General features: G+C 49.2%; 19 protein-coding genes. 10 read left to right on the plus strand and 9 right to left on the minus strand.

The annotated features are described in order from the left end of the window. Positions 1-4 precede the first annotated feature (4 nt). On the minus strand, positions 5-319 hold the full coding sequence (locus Q7P68_RS06840) for a metal-sulfur cluster assembly factor (protein WP_304224346.1): 315 nt from the start codon (positions 317-319) through the stop codon (positions 5-7). A gap of 73 nt (positions 320-392) precedes the next feature. Here Q7P68_RS06840 and Q7P68_RS06845 point away from each other — a divergent pair, with 73 nt between their 5' ends. From Q7P68_RS06845 to Q7P68_RS06860, 4 genes are read left to right on the plus strand one after another with little or no spacing between them, the layout of a single operon-like run. Next, a complete protein-coding gene (locus Q7P68_RS06845) occupies positions 393-1010 on the plus strand; it encodes an NAD(P)H-dependent oxidoreductase (protein ID WP_304224347.1) in 618 nt (205 codons plus the stop codon). After that, entirely contained in the window at positions 961-1866 is a 906-nt protein-coding gene (locus Q7P68_RS06850) for an RsmE family RNA methyltransferase (RefSeq protein WP_304224348.1), read from the plus strand. The genes Q7P68_RS06845 and Q7P68_RS06850 overlap by 50 nt, the downstream gene beginning before the upstream one ends. A gap of 13 nt (positions 1867-1879) precedes the next feature. After that, positions 1880-2665, plus strand: coding sequence for a hypothetical protein (locus tag Q7P68_RS06855; RefSeq protein WP_304224349.1), 786 nt, complete (start codon positions 1880-1882; stop codon positions 2663-2665). A gap of 33 nt (positions 2666-2698) precedes the next feature. Beyond that, the gene (locus Q7P68_RS06860) at positions 2699-3742 is read left to right on the plus strand and encodes a hypothetical protein (protein WP_304224350.1); all 1044 of its coding nucleotides are present in this window, start codon (positions 2699-2701) and stop codon (positions 3740-3742) included. On the opposite strand, the gene Q7P68_RS06865 is transcribed toward Q7P68_RS06860, so the two are convergent. From Q7P68_RS06865 to Q7P68_RS06885, 5 genes are all read right to left on the minus strand, one after another. Next, positions 3736-4416, minus strand: coding sequence for a queuosine precursor transporter (locus Q7P68_RS06865; RefSeq protein ID WP_304224364.1), 681 nt, complete (start codon positions 4414-4416; stop codon positions 3736-3738). The genes Q7P68_RS06860 and Q7P68_RS06865 overlap by 7 nt on opposite strands. 182 nt (positions 4417-4598) lie before the next feature. Then, a complete protein-coding gene (gene glgP, locus Q7P68_RS06870) occupies positions 4599-7136 on the minus strand; it encodes an alpha-glucan family phosphorylase (RefSeq protein ID WP_304224351.1) in 2538 nt (845 codons plus the stop codon). Positions 7137-7174: 38 nt separating this feature from the next. Beyond that, positions 7175-7618: an anti-sigma factor gene (locus Q7P68_RS06875; protein ID WP_304224352.1), complete on the minus strand. Its 444-nt coding sequence runs from the start codon at positions 7616-7618 to the stop codon at positions 7175-7177. Further along, positions 7615-8196, minus strand: a complete 582-nt coding sequence (locus Q7P68_RS06880; protein ID WP_304224353.1) for an RNA polymerase sigma factor — start codon at positions 8194-8196, stop codon at positions 7615-7617. Before Q7P68_RS06880 ends, Q7P68_RS06875 begins: the two co-directional genes overlap by 4 nt. Next, positions 8193-8534 (minus strand): DUF6249 domain-containing protein, encoded by a 342-nt coding sequence (locus Q7P68_RS06885; protein ID WP_304224354.1) that lies wholly within the window; start codon positions 8532-8534, stop codon positions 8193-8195. The genes Q7P68_RS06880 and Q7P68_RS06885 overlap by 4 nt, the downstream gene beginning before the upstream one ends. Before the next feature lie 143 nt (positions 8535-8677). Here Q7P68_RS06885 and Q7P68_RS06890 point away from each other — a divergent pair, with 143 nt between their 5' ends. Further along, positions 8678-9229, plus strand: a complete 552-nt coding sequence (locus Q7P68_RS06890; RefSeq protein ID WP_304224355.1) for a hypothetical protein — start codon at positions 8678-8680, stop codon at positions 9227-9229. A gap of 9 nt (positions 9230-9238) precedes the next feature. On the opposite strand, the gene Q7P68_RS06895 is transcribed toward Q7P68_RS06890, so the two are convergent. Beyond that, positions 9239-9703: a flagellar basal body-associated FliL family protein gene (locus Q7P68_RS06895; RefSeq protein ID WP_304224356.1), complete on the minus strand. Its 465-nt coding sequence runs from the start codon at positions 9701-9703 to the stop codon at positions 9239-9241. Between the two features lie 65 nt (positions 9704-9768). On the opposite strand from Q7P68_RS06895, the gene Q7P68_RS06900 reads away from it, so the two are divergent. Together Q7P68_RS06900 and Q7P68_RS06905 are read left to right on the plus strand one after the other, a co-directional pair. Further along, positions 9769-10950: an FAD-dependent oxidoreductase gene (locus tag Q7P68_RS06900; RefSeq protein WP_304224357.1), complete on the plus strand. Its 1182-nt coding sequence runs from the start codon at positions 9769-9771 to the stop codon at positions 10948-10950. Beyond that, positions 10947-11681: a succinate dehydrogenase/fumarate reductase iron-sulfur subunit gene (locus Q7P68_RS06905; protein ID WP_304224358.1), complete on the plus strand. Its 735-nt coding sequence runs from the start codon at positions 10947-10949 to the stop codon at positions 11679-11681. The genes Q7P68_RS06900 and Q7P68_RS06905 overlap by 4 nt, the downstream gene beginning before the upstream one ends. Here the strand turns inward: Q7P68_RS06905 and Q7P68_RS06910 are convergent. Then, positions 11661-14429 (minus strand): hypothetical protein, encoded by a 2769-nt coding sequence (locus Q7P68_RS06910; protein WP_304224359.1) that lies wholly within the window; start codon positions 14427-14429, stop codon positions 11661-11663. The genes Q7P68_RS06905 and Q7P68_RS06910 overlap by 21 nt on opposite strands. 55 nt (positions 14430-14484) lie before the next feature. On the opposite strand from Q7P68_RS06910, the gene hflX reads away from it, so the two are divergent. From hflX to Q7P68_RS06925, 3 genes are read left to right on the plus strand one after another with little or no spacing between them, the layout of a single operon-like run. Then, positions 14485-15768: a GTPase HflX gene (gene hflX, locus Q7P68_RS06915; protein ID WP_304224360.1), complete on the plus strand. Its 1284-nt coding sequence runs from the start codon at positions 14485-14487 to the stop codon at positions 15766-15768. Between the two features lie 33 nt (positions 15769-15801). After that, complete coding sequence (locus Q7P68_RS06920) at positions 15802-16083, plus strand: type II toxin-antitoxin system RelE/ParE family toxin (protein WP_304224361.1); 282 nt, start codon at positions 15802-15804, stop codon at positions 16081-16083. Positions 16084-16095: 12 nt separating this feature from the next. Next, the gene (locus Q7P68_RS06925; RefSeq protein WP_304224362.1) at positions 16096-16416 is read left to right on the plus strand and encodes a HigA family addiction module antitoxin; all 321 of its coding nucleotides are present in this window, start codon (positions 16096-16098) and stop codon (positions 16414-16416) included. Between the two features lie 59 nt (positions 16417-16475). Here the strand turns inward: Q7P68_RS06925 and Q7P68_RS06930 are convergent, their stop codons facing one another. Continuing rightward, the gene (locus Q7P68_RS06930; RefSeq protein ID WP_304224363.1) at positions 16476-17435 is read right to left on the minus strand and encodes a M23 family metallopeptidase; all 960 of its coding nucleotides are present in this window, start codon (positions 17433-17435) and stop codon (positions 16476-16478) included. Positions 17436-17637: the final 202 nt, after the last annotated feature.

Consider the following 17637-nt stretch of genomic DNA (forward strand, 5'->3'; position numbering starts at 1 on the left):
CCTCCTACCAAATGGGGTACCCTAAATCCAGCCTGATTTCCTCCGATGCCCGTTCGGCGGTCCAGAAGGGGTCCCACACAATATTCGCCCTAATGGCGTTTAGTCCTGTTTTTTCGCGCAGGGTTAAAATAATATCCGTCCTGAGCTGTTCGCCGATGGGACAACCCGGGGAGGTGAGGGTAAAATCTACCTCGATCCACTCGCCCTTCTGTTCTGCTCGGTACACCAGCCCCAGGTCCACAATGTTGTAGCCCAGCTCCGGGTCTTCCACGGCCCGCAGCATGTCCAGGATTTCCTGTTCTGTAAAAGTGGTTGCCATATATACGACTAATTTAGTAATATTTGTATATAAAATCAAGCCCTTGCAGCAATGGAGAGGGAATCAAGAGGTAATGATGCGTGTTTTGATTGTGTTAGCCTATCCTAAAAAAGAAGGTTTTAATCGTGCGATTGCCCGAGAGGTTCAGAAGTATTTCCAGAAAGATAGTTCTGTAACTAGCACTTTTGTGGATCTCTATGCAGACCGCTTTGATCCGGTATTAAGTGAAGATGAGATCCCGCGGAAATTCAGTTTTGATGAGACTACCCTGCGGTACCAGCAATATATTAAGGATGCGGATCGAGTAGTATTTATTCATCCAGACTGGTGGGGCGGCCCGCCGGCGATTCTTAAGGGTTTTCTTGACCGGGTGTTCCGCCCCGGCGTGGCCTATGGCTTCCGGGAAGCGGACTTCCGCAATGCCGATACCCCAGGACTTTTTACCGATAAACGCTTTGACGTATTTATTACTACCGATGCGCACAATCCGGATGCGGATAATCCAAATCCGCAGTCTGCGAACTCGGTTACCGCTTCCCTTTCCTGGTCTCCTGCCCGTGTTTGGAAAGAACAGGTTCTGGATTTCTGCGGAGCCCGGGATATTCGCATCCATGTGTTCTGGAACCTCCGGGGCAGCTCCTATGCGGAACGGAAAATGTATCTGGATTCCATTCAGTCCCGCATGGTATAAAAATGAGGTGAATCTCATACTTTTTAGACAGGATGAATTAGATAAGCCAATTCCAAAACGGGATGAACGGGCCATACATCTTGTAAAGGTTCTCCATAAAACCATTGGGGATACCTTTGATGCAGGCCTTTTAAACGGGCCCTTAGGCCAGGGCCGCATAACGGCTATTGAGCCTGATGGAGCCCTGCTCGTGGAGCTAGACCTTAAAACACCTGCTCCACCGCGGCATCCGATCAGGGTCGCCGTCGGTTTTACCCGGCCAATACAGTTGCGGCGTCTCCTCCGAGACCTTTCGAGCCTGGGGGTTTCATATATTGACCTCTTAGCGACCGAATTGGGGGAGAAATCTTACCAGGATACGACGCTGCTCACCGATGGCGGCGCGGAACAAGCCCTGATCGAAGGAGCTATTCAGAGCCGGGATACCACCTTGCCGGTTATACAAACCTATCGGTCCCTTAAGACCTGGCTTGCTGCGCAGCCCTGGGCTGCTGAACAGCCCTGGCTAGCTGTACAGTCCGGGGGCGCTGAGGTGCCAGCCAACATCACAACGCCGGCTTACTGCGGCCAGCCTTTCAGCACCGTGGGGACAGCCAGCACCGCGACTATGGTCACGCTGCTTTTGGCGCCCGATAATGTGCGGCCCCAGGGGGCTTTTGCGGAACTGCCCAGCTTTCCCGGTGCTGCAGCGGTGCTTGTCATCGGCTCAGAACGGGGCTGGTCTGATGCGGAACGGAACCAACTTGAAAAAGCGGGTTTCTCAAGGCTTTCCATGGGCAGCAGGGCGCTCCGGACTGAAACGGCATCGGTGGCCGCGGTCATTTTGGCTCTGGAAAAAATCGGCGCCCTCCGGTAGTATCCTGAGTACCATGAATCAAGACCAGGTCAAACAGCAGCTTTTGGCGATAGAAGACGCCCCCTTGGATTTTTCCGTCATATTCTCCGGAAAACAAAGCAAAAAGGTAAACGGACTTTATAAACCTGAAAGCCGCGAAATTATTATCCACAACCGCAACTTTTCCGATGACAACCTCATGCTCTACACCGCGATCCATGAGTATGCCCACCATTTGCATGCCTGCTCGCGGGGCGGTAAACTCAGCGCCCGCTCCCACACGGCGGAATTTTGGGCTATTTTGCATGGACTCCTGCAAAAGGCCGAGGCTGCGGGGGTCTATAAAAACGTGTTTGCCAGTTCCCCCGAACTGGAAGAGCTAACCGAAACTATTCGCAAACAGTTCATTTACCAGAACGGGAACCTCATTAAAGAATTGGGAAAACACCTGCTGCGGGCCCAGCAGCTCTGTCATGAAATTGGCGGCCGTTTCGAAGACTATGTGGATCGGGTTCTCTGCCTGCCCCGCAATGCTGCCAAGGTGGCTATGAAAATGTATCAATATAACCTTAACCCTTCCATTGGGGCAGAAAACATGAAGCTTGTTGCCAGCATCCGCAACGAAGATCAACGGATGGCTGCGGAAAGCGCGCTCTTATCGGGCAAAAGCCCCGACGAAGTAAAGGTTCAAATTGCACGAAAGCCGGCGCCCCAGGATCCCAAGGAACAGCTGGAAAAGGAAAAAATCCGGCTTGAGCGTACTATCCAGTCGCTTCAGAAACGGCTGGAAGAGGTCGAGCGTGAACTGGAAACGGTGTAGTTTCTAGCATTTTTTGTCGATACTAGTAGCACTATGCATAGCTATATTCGCTCCCGCTGCGGTCTGCTCTGGCTGACGATTGCGTTATTTTTAGTATTCTGTACTCAAAGTCTTTTCGCCATAGATGGGGCCCTTGTTCCCCCTGCGGCGGATGTGTCTTTTCCGAGAAAGAGCGAGCCCCCTTTCCCTGCATTGTATTTAACCGAGAGCATTCAAGCCTCGATTGCCAGAGAACAGGCCATGCCCTATAGCGTTCCCAGTTACGAAGAGTCAATCCGGCTCCAGCGCAGCGTGACGGATTATCAATCTATACTTCTTAATAATGATATTCTTGCATTCTATGGCAGTCCTCTTTCCAAACGGATGGGAATATTAGGGGTCTATCCTATTGATGAATTGCATACCCGGCTCATGCAATTGGGCCAAGAGTACGATGCATTGAACGGGAACAGGGGACTTAAACTTGCATTCTATATAATTTACGGCACTGTTTGGCCTGAAGGAGAAATTGGGATACTCCGAGATTCGGTGCTCAAACAGTATTTGGATTATGCATTGCAAAATGATATTCTTGTTTTTTTGGATCACCAGATAGGACGATACGGAGTTGTGGATTCCCTTAAAAAGATTCTTCCCTATTTGCGGTATCCAAATGTGCACCTGGCGTTGGACCCGGAATGGCGAACAACCATGCCAATGAAGGAAATCGGATCAGTGAATGCGGACGAAATAAATCAAGCTCAGGAAGCGATGGAAGCCTATATGATTGCCCATGATATTCCCGGTGAGCGTATGCTGGTTGTGCATCAATTTAATTGGAAAATGATACAAAAACGAGAACAGGTTCGAACTGATTTTGCACGGGTCAGGCTTATCCATTGCGCTGATGGTTTTGGAGCTCCTGCGGTCAAAAAAGCGTCCTACGATTTCAATGCCCTGGCTAAAAATATGCCCGTAAAGGCATTCAAGCTATTTTTCAAGTCAGGTGTGCCCGGGGCAGGGTTCGACGAGCCGCTACTCTCTCCTGCCCAGGTGCTGAATCTGGACCCCCGGCCCTATATGATTATGTATCAGTAAGACAGCTTAAAGGGATTTAAGGACACTTCCACATCATAGGTATCAATGTTCTCTTTCTTTTTAAGCACCGAGACGATCCAATAGGTCACGGGGGTCATGAGAGCTTCGATACCGCATTTAAATAGGTAATTTGTCAGAACCAGGGTCACAAAGAGTTCCCAGCCGAAGACCCCGAACAGGCTTGCAACGATGACAAAGACCGCGGTATCCACCAATTCGCCAACCAGGGTACTGCCAATAGTTCGCATCCAGAGGTGCTTACCCTGCATCCACACCTTCATGCGGGAAAGGACTGCGGAGTTTGAAAATTCTCCGACCCAGTAACCCGCAAGACTTGCCAGGGCAATACCGCCAGAGCTCATGCCGCCCAGTATGGCATCGTAGGCCTGAGAGCCTGCATAGCCTTCCCAGGCGGATTCGGCAGGCAGCCGTTTCAGCACAAAGAATACGAAACTTGCTAAAGCCAGCAGCACAAAGCCAGTCCAGATAACACGGCGTGAAGCGCGAAAGCCATAGACCTCGGTTAAAATATCCCCAAAGATATAGGACAGGGGAAATAACAGGGTACCGCCGTCAAAGGCCATGGGTACGCCGAATAAGGAGAATCCTAAATCGACAATTTTTGCGCTGGAAGCAATGTTGCTGATAATAAGAACCGCTACGAAAGCGGCCATGACAAGATCCAAGTACTTGTAGGATGTTTTTTGCGGAGAGCTGTTCACAAAGAACTCCTTGTTTTGGTAAGGCGGGTAGCGGAGGCGACCGCCGCGGCATAAAAACACCGCACTCCCAGCCGCTGGGAGTGCGGTAGCTAAACTACCATAGTTTTACGGTGCGGTGCAAGTGCAGAATCAATTCAGGCCCATTTAATAAGGCCCGGAATATAGGGATGTACGAGTCCCTCATGTTTAGGCACTATACGGACCGTGTGTCCCTGGCGGCCAGTAGATTCGCAGGTAATTTTAACCTGGAATTTATAGCAGTCGCCGTCCTGAGCTATGGGTTTCATTTCAGCCTTTTGGGCCTGTTCAATATCTCCATGGTTCGAAATGGATCCATAGTACAGTTCAACGCACAGTTCTTCCGGGGCAATATTCCCGAGACGGACACAGGCGTTCACCGTAACCATTTCGCCACGTTGCATTACCGGCCGAGCGTTAGATTCTACTTTTAGTACCGCGAGACTGTGCCAGTTGCTGCGTAGTTTCTCCAGGTATGCTGCGAGTTCACGGGATTGCTTGTAGTCATCTTTAACGAGGGCTTTGTAATTTTTAAGTGCTGGGAAATAGTATTGGTTAGAATAATCCATCAACATTCGATGGCAGGACATGGACTGGCCGATTTCTCGCATACAGGTTTTCATCCGGCGAATCCATTCCCGGGGCAGACCATCGCGGCCTCTGGTGTAAAAGAGGGGGATGATTTCCCGTTCCAAAAGATCATATAGGGCCTTGCTTTCAATTTCGTCCTGCAGGTTAGTGTCTTCGTACTGTTCTCCCTGGCCAATTGCCCAGCCCAGTTCAGGTTTGTATGCCTCGTCCCACCAGCCATCCAGAATAGAACAGTTCAGCACCCCATTCATAGCGGCTTTCATGCCGCTCGTGCCGCTGGCTTCCAGGGGGCGCCGGGGTGTATTAAGCCAAAGATCCGCACCGCTGGTCATATACTTGGCCATGGTCATGTCGTAGTCTTCCAGAAAGACGATTTTACTAACCACATCGTACTTTTCTGCAAAGTGGATAATTTCCCGGATTAAGTCCTTTCCCGGCATATCATGGGGGTGAGCCTTTCCTGCAAATATAAGCTGGATAGGCCGTTCCAAATCCCGCAGGAGCCGCAAGAGCCGCTCCGGATCTCTGAGAAGCAAGTTAGCCCGTTTGTAGGTTGCAAAACGCCGTGCAAAGGCGATGGTCAGTGTATAGGGCGAAAGGGCGTCTTCCGCTTGTTGTATTCTGCTTTCGGTTGCTCCGTTCCGCTGCAGTTGACGGCGGATCCTGTCCCGTGCAAATGCGACAAGTCGTTCTCGGCGACGTTCATGAGTCCTCCAGAGTTCTTCGTCTGAGATCCGGTCCATTCGGTTCCAGATGCTTAAGTCTGTTGGTTCTTCTTCGAAATGGGGACCAAAATATCGGTCGAGGAGTTCTACCATATTGTTGGATACCCAGGTTCGAGGATGTACCCCATTGGTAACATGACCGATGGGAACTTCTTGAACAGGAAGCCCTGGCCAAATATTTTGCCACATTTCACGGGATACCTTACCATGGAGACGGGCGACACCGTTACAATAGGCAGCAAGTTTTAGGGCTAATATGGTCATACAGAAAGGTTCTCGGTCATCTTCGGGATTTTCCCTGCCGAGGGCAAGAAAATCTTTCCATGCAAGACCAAGTTCCTGGGCCCAAGAACGGAAATATTTTTCCATCAGATCAATTCCAAAACGTTCATTTCCTGCCGGTACCGGAGTGTGGGTGGTAAATACATTGGTAGGCCACAGGGCTTGTCGGGCTTCTTCGAAAGTCATGCGTTTTTCCTGCATGAGTTCGCGGATCCGTTCGAGTCCTAAAAACGCTGAATGGCCCTCGTTCATGTGGGTGACCGCTGGGTTAATTCCCAGTGCTCGCAGTGCACGGATTCCTCCGATACCGAGAACGATTTCCTGTCGGATCCGGGTTTCCCGATCGCCGCCATACAGGCTTGCTGTGATATCTCTTAAATCGGGACTGTTGTCTTCAATATTTGTATCTAATAGAAAGAGTGAACTGCGGCCGACTTTAACTTCCCAAATCTGGGCAACTACGATACGGCCGGCGGTTTCTACCGTTATTTTGATAGGTTCTCCCTTTTTATCCAGCTTTCGTTCCACGGGCATATTGTACCAATCATTTTCAGGATAGGACTCCTGCTGGTATCCATCGCCGTTTAGGTACTGCTTAAAGTATCCCTGTCGGTACAGAAGCCCCACTCCTACCAGTGGGAGCCCCAGGTCCGAAGCTGTCTTCATGTGGTCGCCAGAGAGAATGCCAAGTCCTCCTGAGTAAATAGGTAGGGAAACATCCATACCATATTCCATGGAGAAATAGGCTATCATGTCCTTCCGGCTACCCTTATACCAGGTATCTCGTTTTTTATAGTGTTGGAACCGGTCGTAGACATCCTTAAGGGCCGCAAGATAGGAGTCGTCTGCAGCCATTTTTTCGAGTCGTTCCTGGCTGACCATGCCGAGCATACGGGCTGGATTTTGTTGGGATTTTAACCACAGGTCATAATCGAGCCTGATGAACAGCATCACCGCATCGAAATTCCAGGATAACCAGAGATTTCGGGCTATTTCCTCAAGCGGCTTCAGAGGAACCGGCAATTTCGGTTTAACGGTATAGGTAGATATGTTCATGCAATAAGCTTAAAATCCGGTGCATGAGATGTCAAATTTTATTGCCGCAGGCCGAAATGCTCTGCCAATTCCTCTAAATGGGATCCGATAAGAAGGGACCCATAGAGGGTTAGAAATATACTGACCGTAATTATCAATACAAAGGGTGATTCGCTTGAAAAGGGAAGGGTGCACAGGGCAATGAATAGTATAAGGCCGACCACAATCCAGTCACGGAACGAAACAGGGTTCTGTGCTCCCGGATGCTGGAGCGGAGCTTCAAAGGCTATGCGCTGCATAATGTTGGAGGCCATAGTTTCAGGAACCTTTGCTTTTGGTTTTTCAGTAGCTAATACTGATAGTGCCTGCCGGAGCCGCTGTGCTTCTTTGCGGCATGTAGCGCAGGTAATAAGATGTATTGCAAGAATGGGCGCCCGCAATGCCACATTTCCCTTTGCTTCAATAGCCGATACCAGCTTTTTTTGGGCTGCTTCGCACTTCATGGGAGGCCTCCTTCCATCGAATCAGACAGATTATCTTTTAACAACTGTTTTGCCCGGAAAATATGTGATTTTACCGTATTGAGCGGAAAACCGGTAATGACAGCTATTTCTTCGTAGCTCCGATCGTAAAAGAAATAGAGCTCAAGGCAAATCCTGAACCGTTCTGGCAATTCCTGCATCGCCCTTTTAACCGCTACTTTGGCTTGTTTACGGAGCAGTTCCTGTTCTACATTATCCGGCGCCGGCGGATCAAAACACCCAGTTTGATCGTCCTCTTCGTTTGCAAGGCTTGCGAATTCCTGTCTTCGGTTCAGACTGTTAATACCCGTATTATAGGCAATGCGATAGAGCCAGGTTGAGAAACGGGATCGGCCCTGAAAGCCCGAAAGGGCTGTATAGGCCTTCATAAAAACCTCCTGGGTAAAATCCGCTGCATCGTCGCTGTTTTTAAAAAAACTTATTCCCAAAGAATAAATTTTTTGCTGATGCCGTTCAATTAAAATGCGGTACAGTTCCCGTTCCCCTGCGACAATATGACTTATCAGCACCTCATCAGAAAATTCATCTCCGGCTCTCACGGCGCCCCATCGCCGCGTCGTATGTAATAGAACGCAATCAGACCTATACCAAGCGAAAGCGGGATGAGTCCTCCCAAAAGGCTGTAACTCACGCTTTCGATAACCCAAAACACAATACTGAGGGCGAGCCCGATGCTTACAAGCAGAAGTCCCGTAAGTAAGGAAAAGGAGAGCAGATCAAAGGTTGGTTTCTGGTACTGTCCTAACTGAATAAGCAGCATTGTTCGCTTGTGATGCCACAAGAGATACAGAAAAGCCACCACACTGCCCATAACGATTCCTACTATCGGAACAATGGCAAGTAAAATGTGTACTGCATCATTCGGGGTCTGATTCATTCTAAAAAAACGCTCCTTGACGGCGACGGTTTACTGTAGCCTGTAATCAATCTGTCCGTCCATATATTTTGACTAGGCTACCGTAAAATTGTTGCAGTTCTCATGACAAGATAAATGATATTTTTTGTGTTATATTGGGGATTATGAAGAAAAACATATCTATTTTGGTTGTTAGTTTTACAGCCCTTTGTGTCTTACCTGTTTTTGGCGCCGGTAGAGCTGAGGTAAAGCATGCAAGCACAAGTCCCTGGTCTCAGGAACGGATTATTCCGGTTTATGTGCTTACCAAGGATACTAAAAAAAACTTTGTTGAAGAGATGTATGTCCCGCAGGGCATTGCTGCCTATTATCCGAACCAGTTCACTATGAACAGTAAGGAACGGCGTATCCAGTTCGAAAACCGTTATTCCTACCGCATCCTGGAAAAACATCAAATAAAAGAAGATGTATGGGTCTATAGTATTGAAACCTCTTCTGGGCTTACATCTCAGGACCGCACTAAAACGTTCACTGTTTACTTTAATCGTACTGCCTTAATTGCAAGTTCGGGTGAAGCGATACAGCCAGCCACGTATGCGCTGGAACGGGGGGCCCGAATGTCCGGTTTATCGAGCGGTACCGTACGGCTCGAAACCCTCGTATTTAACGAAAAAGACGAGCAGTTCAAGGCCGTAGTAGCTGTCAGCGCTCGATAGCTTGGCTCATTACTCAAAAATAAGGTAATCGTTAAAAAAGAGTGTTTTTATGCTGCCAAGTCGCAATAATTTATTAAAGCGGTCGAGCAATGTTTTTTTAATATCATCCTCGCCAAGGTTTTTGAGGGTCTTTAAAGATAAGGATGAAAAATAACTAACCACAGTCTGACGGAGTTGCCCTATATGGGTACTGAGTTCCTCCGTAAAAGCCACATCATTTTTATCATAGGGAAAAACAATACTGACCACTACGGTTGCTGGTTTTGGATCCGCTGTTTGGGTGCGAATACGTCCCAAACCAGAGAAATAGGCTTCCTGGCCGGTTTCTTTAGAGACCACCTGCTCCTCCATAGAGGCTTGTTTATGAGCCGAGAGCTTTATAAGCCCGTATAAACTTCCTATTAAGATGATTGCAATAAGCAGAATGAGGGTGATACGCAGTATCTGGTACAGCCTATCGAGTATGGTTCCCATATTTTTATACTATACCCGAATAAAGGGGATAGACAACGACCATTTGCAGTTTATACTAGATAAATATGGAATATTTTGATGTGGTTGTCATCGGCGGCGGTGGGACCGGTGCTGCAACAGCCTATGACCTTGCCCTGCGAGGCTTATCGGTACTGCTTTTTGAACGGGGAGAATTAACATCAGGAACCACGGGCCGGCATCATGGCCAACTGCACAGCGGCGCTCGCTATGCGCTGGGGGATCCCCATATTGCCCAGGAATGTATGGCAGAAACCCGCATCCTGCGCCGTATTGCTCCCGATGCTATTGAGTATAATCAGGGTATTTTCTTAGCCATAGATGATGAAGATGCAGCTCTTACCAACAATTTTATCGCAGCCTGCCGAGAAGCGGATATTCCAGCCACAGAAATTCCTATTCATCGGGCTCTGGAACTTGAACGGAGAATTAATCCAGCGGCAAAACGGGCTGTCCTGGTTCCCGATGGAACTATCGATGCTTACCGTCTTGCAATGCGCTTTTTTTCATCCGCGGTGGCTAGGGGTGCGGTCATACGGAATTTTACCGAAGTGATAGACATTGAGCAGTCAGACGGATCCGTTCAGGGCGTTCGTGTCAGGCAGCTCAGAACCGGTGTTGAACAGCGCTATGCGTGCCGGGCAATTGTCAATGCTGCAGGCCCCTGGGCGGATAAGGTTGCCGCCTTAGCCCAGCAGGATGTGCCCCTTATCGCCGCCGCAGGTACCATGGTTGCCGTGGAAGGACGGCTCACCAATATGGTAATCTCCCGGCTGCGGCGCCCTGGAGACGGTGACATCATTGTTCCCCAGCGGCGGCTTTCTATAATAGGGTCCACCCTGCGGAAGGTGGACAATCCTGATGGCCTACAGCCCGAAGCGGAAGAAATTGCCTTTTTACTCGCCTGTGCGGATGAGCTTATACCCGATTTTTCTAAACAGCCTTACCGTGCTGCGTGGACCGCGGCCCGGCCCTTAGCAGGAAAACCAGAAGCTGGTCAAAGCAGTGCAAATGGCCGGGAAATGAGCCGGGATATTTCTGTTATTGACCACGGTAAAACAGGTTCCCTCAAAGGCTTTTTTTCTATCCTGGGCGGCAAGGCTACGACCCTCCGAATTATGGGTGAGTTAGTTTCCGATCAGGTAGCCCAATATCTCAGCATCGATGAGCCCAGTAGAACTGCCTTATTCGAATTATATCCCTACGACTACTATTGGAGACTTTCATGAAACAGTCCCTCAGGATTAAACGGGGCAGCGAAACCGATGCCCTGTATTACGTTTATGAAGTAGATTTACCCGCCGGTTCAACGATTCTTGATGCATTGGAATATATCCGTACCGGTTCTGTTCCTGATCTTATGTACCGCCATTCCTGTCATCATGGCTCCTGTGGTACCTGTACGGTTCGTATTAACGGCAAAGAATGCCTAGCCTGCCTCACCAAACTCGAAGATTTTGCTGGTACGGTCCCCACTATCGAGCCCCTGGCAGCCTTTACTGTCGAGAAAGACCTGGTCGTAGATCCGGGCCCCCTTTTTCGGCGACTGCCTAAGGATGCGATAAAACTGAGGGCGAGCGAATGGTCCGGAGGCTCCATTACCCGCGATCCCATTTCCGATGCAAACCAAGCCAGACCAGGCGGCATTGACCATTTTGTACGATTCGAAGATTGCATCGAATGCGGGGCCTGTGTCTCTGCATGTCCGGTTACCAGGAAAACATGGACCGATGAATCCATCAATATAAATGCCTTTATGGGACCTGCAGCCCTCGCCGCTATTAATCGGGAAGCGGAAAACTGTCCAGAAAGAAAAAAAGAAATGCTTACCCTTGCGGGCCAGCCAAATGGGGTTGGGGCTTGTGAAAAGCATTTTGAATGCTCACGGGTGTGCCCGCGGATGGTATATCCGGGGAAGCATATTGAACAGCTTAGAAAACTAATCTCTTTTGGTGGATGACAGCACCGAATCTATCAGGTTACGCAGATCGGGATTGAGATTTTTTGTGTTTTTCCCGGCTTCCTGGTACACGGTTGTTGAGATATATAAAAGTCCGTTATCGTCCTCTATGACCGCTGTTTCATCCAGGTTGATGAGTTCCTCCACCTCCTGGATCTCTTCTGGCTCTTCTTCGGCTACTTCTTCGAGCGCAGCAGGTTCTGAATCTGCTCCCTGACCAAAAGGCTTATACATGATGATTTGTGTAGAGCTGGGGCGTATTGTTTCCAGTTCTGCCTCCTCTGCTTTTTCTGAATCCGTGTCTGCAGGTATTTCTTCAAGTTCCGCTAAAACTTCTATGTCGGACATATCCTGTGGGTTTTCTTCGGCCCCTTCTGGAATCGCTGTTAATTCTTCTTGGTCTTGCAGACCAGTTTCTAAACCGGGCTCACTATCACGTTTTAGCTGGGAAAGCAGCGTCTCGAAGGGGGACACGATTTCAAAGTTCATTTCGGTGAGGCCTGCTCCCGATGATTCTGCCGTTTCCGGGAATGGAGAGAATTCGATCTCCCGAGCAATTTGGTCAATGAGGGCTTCCGTATCCACTGGTTTTGCTTTTGGTGTTTCTTCGTTTTCTGGTGCTTTTTGATCCGCTTCCTCTAACTCAGCTTCCTCCAATTCTCCCTCTTCGGTAGCTGGCTCTAACTCTTCCAATTCGCTAGTACTCTTTCGGTCAAGAATAGCCAGCACGGAGGCTTCATCGCTGTCGACCAGTTCCAGCCCGCTGGTTTCTATGATAGTGGGGATATCGTCTTCTCCGAATACAATACGTATATTTGAGTTTCTCTGATACTTTTTAATATCTTCTAGCCCCGGGATAATTTCTGCTTCTTCCAATTCGGCCGGCTCTGCTTCGAGTACTTCTTCTGCCTCAGCGACTTCTTCCAAGGCCTCTACTTCTTCCGCCTCAGGCACTTCTTCCAGAGCTTCTACCTCTTCTGCCGCGGCCACTTCTTCTGCCTCAGCGACTTCTTCCAAGGCCTCTACTTCTTCCGCCTCAGGCACTTCTTCTGCCTCAGCGACTTCTTCCAAGGCCTCTACTTCTTCCGCCTCGGTGGTCTCTTCCAGAGCTTCTACCTCTTCTAGCTCGCTGAGCTCCTCCTCTTCAGTTGCCTCTGTCGCTTCGGCTGCGGTGGTTCCCGCGGCTGCCGCGGTTCCCGCGGCTTTAGTAGCAGCTGCCGTTTTTTGAGCCGCGGCTGTTGCTGCAACGCCTTTGGAAACAGCAGCGCCAGGAGCGCCGGCAGTCCCAGCAGCGCCAGGATCGCCGGCAGCTGCGGCTGTTCTAGCGGCCCCTGCGGTCCCTGCGGCCCCTGCGGTCCCCGCAGCTGCATTGCCCGCCGGCAGGGCACTCACGGTGGAAAGCACCCGGTTTAACAGTTCCTGGAGTTTGCTTTCATCAAAGGTCGCGGTAACCTGGCTCGGGACTTTCCCTCCAAGAAGTGCAATGATTTCGTCCCAGGACTTATCGATAAGGTTATCGATATCCTGTTCAAGTTTTTTCTTAGGTTTCCGGCCAAGCCCCCGTTTTAGTTCCTTTTTAACCGCCTCCCGGCGTTGTTCCATTTCCCGAGCCCAGCGGTTCCAGTCAATAGCTTCCTTTTTTTCATAGTATTCTTCTAGCAGCGAGATTTGGAGCCGCTTTAACCGTTCTCGCACAACGGTGGTAGTATCCTGTTCCAGGTTAAAGAAGAGGAAGATGATTAAAAAAGATGTGAGGAAAAAGCTTGCCAGGAGTATGATCTTCATGGCAAAGGGGAATACAAAGAGACGGTCATCTAAAAGCCGCCCCACAATGAGGCCCGAATCGGTTCGTACCGACAGGAGGGCAAAGCGGCTGCCGTTGTCGCTTGAAAGGGAAACCGGTCCCAGAATACCCTCTTTCCAGCTCGAACCGATGGTGCTGATCAATACGGTTTTTCCGCTCCGGGGCAGATCGGTAACAAAGCCCAGCGGGTCCGCAACGAGGCTGACTTCTTCGCCGATACGGAGCCGGCCTTCGCGAATCATCCGTTCTGTAACGGACCGGACAGAAAGGCTGTAAACCGCCGTACCCCGATAGACCGAAAAGGAGTCGTAGAAGGGGAAACAAAAAAGAAGCCGTTCCTGGTTTGCGTCTCCGATAATCCGGGGATTCTCCTTATCAGGTATATTGATGAGATCAAAAGGCGGGTCCTGGGGATTTTCTCCATAGTTTTTGTAAGCCAAGGACGTAGCATCCTGCCTCAGGATGTCCTCTTTCAGGGTAGAAAAATGAATCCGTTTGCCCCCCGCATCGATAAACCGAATCCATTGGAGGCCCCCTATGCTTTCAAGCAGCAATCCCGTGGCTTTGCTCCGTTCAAAAATGTCTTCCGCAGATTGATTCGGCAGAAAACTCCGCTGCACCGCCGGTTCTGTTAAAATTTGAGAAAAACGCCCCTGAACTTCTTTAATATAGGCATCTACAAGGCTTGCATCGGTAGTAATTTCATGCAGAGCCTGCTTAGTAATAGAAGGATTATAAAAACGCGCCTCTATCAGGTCAAAAAGGCCAGTAAAGGCCAGGACCGAAAAGGCCGCAAAGAGGAGTACAGAAATGAGTAGGCTGACGGATACCTTGTGCGAAGCCGTCATTATATTTGCTCCCGCATGGTTATACTTTTTGTTTATCGGCGAAACTGTATCATCAATATAGAGATTATTGTGCTCCTGTGCAATAAATTGGGTCATGCTGTGACCCATGCCCTTGACGCTTTCTCACGCACCTGCGCATACTGATTTTCCTATGCAGGAACTTGTAAATGTAGAACCGGAGCCTCAGCGGGCCTTTTTAATAGGAATTCGGGACGGCTCCATGGATGAAGCGGAAGCCCAGTCTCTGGTGCGAGAATTGGCGGGCCTTGCAGAAACCCTGGGTGTCCAGATTGTGGACCAAACCACGGTAAAAATTCGCGAAAAGCACCCCAAATATGGCATGGGCCTCGGGAAGGCGGAAGAAATTGCCGAACGAGCCAAGGAGCTTGAGGTAGACTGCCTTATTTTTGACCAGGATATAAGTCCCTCACAACAGCGAAACTGGGAAGAACTCTCAGGGGTAAGCGCCATAGACCGGCAGGAACTCATCATCCAAATTTTTGCAAGCCGTGCCCGCACCCGGGAAGCGGAACTGCAGATAGAACTTGCCCAGCTTAAGCATTCATTGCCCCGGCTCACCCATAAATACATCGACCTTTCCCGCCAGCGGGGCGGCCGTTACGGCACCAAGGGCGCCGGTGAAACCAAACTGGAACTGGACCGCCGCAGCATCCTGCGCCGTATTCATCAATTGGAAGAGGAAATAAAAGAGGTCCGCCAGCACCGGAGTACCCAGCGGAAAAAACGGGAAAAAATTCCCATACCGACCTGCGCTCTCGTGGGTTACACCAATGCGGGAAAATCGTCGCTACTCAATGCCATGACCAACGCGGAAGTGTTCGCGGAGGATAAACTCTTTGCGACTCTGGACCCCACCACACGGCGCTTGGAAATCGGCCGGGGCCAGCCCGTACTGCTAACCGACACGGTGGGCTTTATCAGACGCCTCCCCCACGATCTGGTAGACGCATTCCACGCCACCTTGGAAGAAGCCTCCTTGGCCGATATTCTCATCATCGTGCTTGACGCAGCGGATCCTGATGTGGACCGCCACTACGATACGACCCTGGCTGTTTTAAAGGAGTTAGGCGCAGATGAAACCCCCAAAATCATTGTTCTTAACAAGATTGATAAGGTTTCATCCCCTGAGCGGCTAAAGAATCTTGAAAGGCAGTACAGCGACAGCGTGAGCATTTCCGCCCTGAACCGGACAGGACTCGACAACTTGGCCCGCCGCATCGACCTCCTCGTTTCAGGCGCCGCTTACCGCTTCCGCTTCCCCGTAAACCGCCACGACCTGGTCGCCCAGGTTCACCGTTCCGGGACCGTCCTGGCCGAGCACTACGGGGAAGACAGCATCGAAGTAGAGGCCCGACTCGGGGATCGTATGCTGGGTACCCTCCGAGAATGGCTGGTCGATCCTGCTAATCATTGACAATACTATTGTAAAGTATTAGTATTTGGATGTATGATACAATCATGGGCTAACGCAGAAACTGAGGAAATATGGAATGGTTTCTATGTTAGGAGTTTACCGCGGGATATACAAAGGATCGCTAAAAGAAAATTGATCCATATTCATGCTGCGAAGTTGATAGAAGATTTAAAGATACCTCCAGGAAATAGGTTAGAAAAACTTACTGGAAATAGAAAAGGTTATTGGAGCATTCGGATTAATGATCAGTGGAGAATCTGTCTTAAATGGGATAATGGAAATGCATTTAATGTTGAAATTGTTGATTATCATTAAGGAGGCTTAGATATGGATGACAGAATAGGTCCAATTCACCCTGGTGAAATACTTAAAGAAGATTTTCTTATACCAATGAATATAAGTGCATATAAATTAGCGAAAGAAACCTTTTTGGATCAGACTCGAATCAGTGAAATCATTAGGGGTAAGAGATCTATAACAGTTGACACCGCATTAAGATTTGCAAAATATTTTGGAACAACACCTGAATTTTGGATTAATATTCAAACACAATATGATATGGAAAATAAAAAAGAAGAATTAGCTTCTGAATTAATAAAAATACACTCAGTTAATCTTGATAATCCTGGACACTTTCAAACAGCTTAAGTAAAACTGTAAAATCTAAAAATGTTCTGTAATCTATATTGATGAATAGCCGCCAGGTACTAGCGCATTAAAAAACGCGGGTTGACCGTTACGCCGTTTTTGAATACTGAAAAATGCAGGTGGCTTCCGGTGCTGAGGCCCGTGCTTCCCACGTCGCCGATCCGGTCGCCGGTGTTGACCGCGGCCCCCGCCTTAACCCGAATCACATCCAAATGGGCATACAGGGTCTTGTATCCCCCATGATGGACAATAATGATATAGTTCCCCGAATTGGTATCGTACCCTGTATCCACGACCCTGCCGTACATGGCCGCCCGTACCGGGGTCCCCTGCGGGGCCGCAATATCAAGCCCTGAATGGAACTGCCGGGCTCCGGTAAAGGGGCTGATCCGGTAGCCATAACCGGAACTTACATAGCCACGCACCGGCCAGCTAAAGAGGTCTCCGTTAATTTCCTGCACATCAATCTGGTTCATCCGGGCGCCGGGTAAAAAGAGTTTGGCCCCTGCAAGGATCGTTTCATCGGCAAGATTGTTTACTTGTTTGACTATCTCTGAGTCTACCGAATATTTTTCCGAAATGGCAGTCAGGCTGTCCCCGAATTTGACCGTATAAAGGATGCCGTCCTGGTTTGGTATTTTGATGTACTGGCCGATCTGGATAAGCCGTGAGTTCTTAATATTGTTAAAGGAAAGGAGCGTATCCTGGTTGAGCCCAAAACGTTTTGCGATTTCGCCGATTGTATCGCCTTTTTCTACCTTATAGGTCGTATAGAACAACTCCATGGGCCGGGAAAAATCTGCCGGTTCAGATACCCCGTCCTGGACAAACCGGGCCCTGTCCGGGTTTCGTTCGGCGCTGCCGGTTCCCAGATAATCTGCGCCAGCTTCTTTGAACTCTTCGGTGGTTTCTATGACAGTATTCCCTTCTGCAGGATGGGTTAAATGATATACAGGAAGCACAAGACTAGCGACAAAGGCGAGAATCAAAGCGGCGCTGCCGATACGGGAACTAGACAAAACAAAACTCCTACACAAAGAAGTAAAATAGATATCAGATTATATATCGGCATGGGCAAATAGGCAATAAAGAACAAAACGTGACAAGCTGAGAACTATTTTAAAAAATTATTATAAGGGTATTTTTAAAATTTCATAAAAATTTTTCTTTACAAAACCGGTAAAGCGGATTTACAATATTGCCTAAACCGGTACAGAAAAA

This window comes from Gracilinema caldarium (assembly GCF_029265695.1).
GTDB lineage: Bacteria > Spirochaetota > Spirochaetia > Treponematales > Breznakiellaceae > Gracilinema > Gracilinema caldarium_A.

Excerpts from the sequence above, each read along its gene's own strand:
- Q7P68_RS06895 (WP_304224356.1), bottom strand. The coding sequence starts at position 9,703 with ATGGGAACCATACTCGATAGGCTGTACCAGATACTGCGTATCACCCTC.
- glgP (WP_304224351.1), bottom strand. The coding sequence starts at position 7,136 with ATGAACATATCTACCTATACCGTTAAACCGAAATTGCCGGTTCCTCTG.
- Q7P68_RS06850 (WP_304224348.1), top strand. The coding sequence starts at position 961 with ATGCGGAACGGAAAATGTATCTGGATTCCATTCAGTCCCGCATGGTAT.
- Q7P68_RS06920 (WP_304224361.1), top strand. The coding sequence starts at position 15,802 with ATGATACAATCATGGGCTAACGCAGAAACTGAGGAAATATGGAATGGT.
- Q7P68_RS06910 (WP_304224359.1), bottom strand. The coding sequence starts at position 14,429 with ATGACCCAATTTATTGCACAGGAGCACAATAATCTCTATATTGATGAT.
- hflX (WP_304224360.1), top strand. The coding sequence starts at position 14,485 with ATGCAGGAACTTGTAAATGTAGAACCGGAGCCTCAGCGGGCCTTTTTA.
- Q7P68_RS06845 (WP_304224347.1), top strand. The coding sequence starts at position 393 with ATGATGCGTGTTTTGATTGTGTTAGCCTATCCTAAAAAAGAAGGTTTT.
- Q7P68_RS06890 (WP_304224355.1), top strand. The coding sequence starts at position 8,678 with ATGAAGAAAAACATATCTATTTTGGTTGTTAGTTTTACAGCCCTTTGT.
- Q7P68_RS06860 (WP_304224350.1), top strand. The coding sequence starts at position 2,699 with ATGCATAGCTATATTCGCTCCCGCTGCGGTCTGCTCTGGCTGACGATT.
- Q7P68_RS06875 (WP_304224352.1), bottom strand. The coding sequence starts at position 7,618 with ATGAAGTGCGAAGCAGCCCAAAAAAAGCTGGTATCGGCTATTGAAGCA.
- Q7P68_RS06900 (WP_304224357.1), top strand. The coding sequence starts at position 9,769 with ATGGAATATTTTGATGTGGTTGTCATCGGCGGCGGTGGGACCGGTGCT.
- Q7P68_RS06855 (WP_304224349.1), top strand. The coding sequence starts at position 1,880 with ATGAATCAAGACCAGGTCAAACAGCAGCTTTTGGCGATAGAAGACGCC.
- Q7P68_RS06925 (WP_304224362.1), top strand. The coding sequence starts at position 16,096 with ATGGATGACAGAATAGGTCCAATTCACCCTGGTGAAATACTTAAAGAA.
- Q7P68_RS06885 (WP_304224354.1), bottom strand. The coding sequence starts at position 8,534 with ATGAATCAGACCCCGAATGATGCAGTACACATTTTACTTGCCATTGTT.
- Q7P68_RS06905 (WP_304224358.1), top strand. The coding sequence starts at position 10,947 with ATGAAACAGTCCCTCAGGATTAAACGGGGCAGCGAAACCGATGCCCTG.
- Q7P68_RS06865 (WP_304224364.1), bottom strand. The coding sequence starts at position 4,416 with ATGGCCGCTTTCGTAGCGGTTCTTATTATCAGCAACATTGCTTCCAGC.
- Q7P68_RS06840 (WP_304224346.1), bottom strand. The coding sequence starts at position 319 with ATGGCAACCACTTTTACAGAACAGGAAATCCTGGACATGCTGCGGGCC.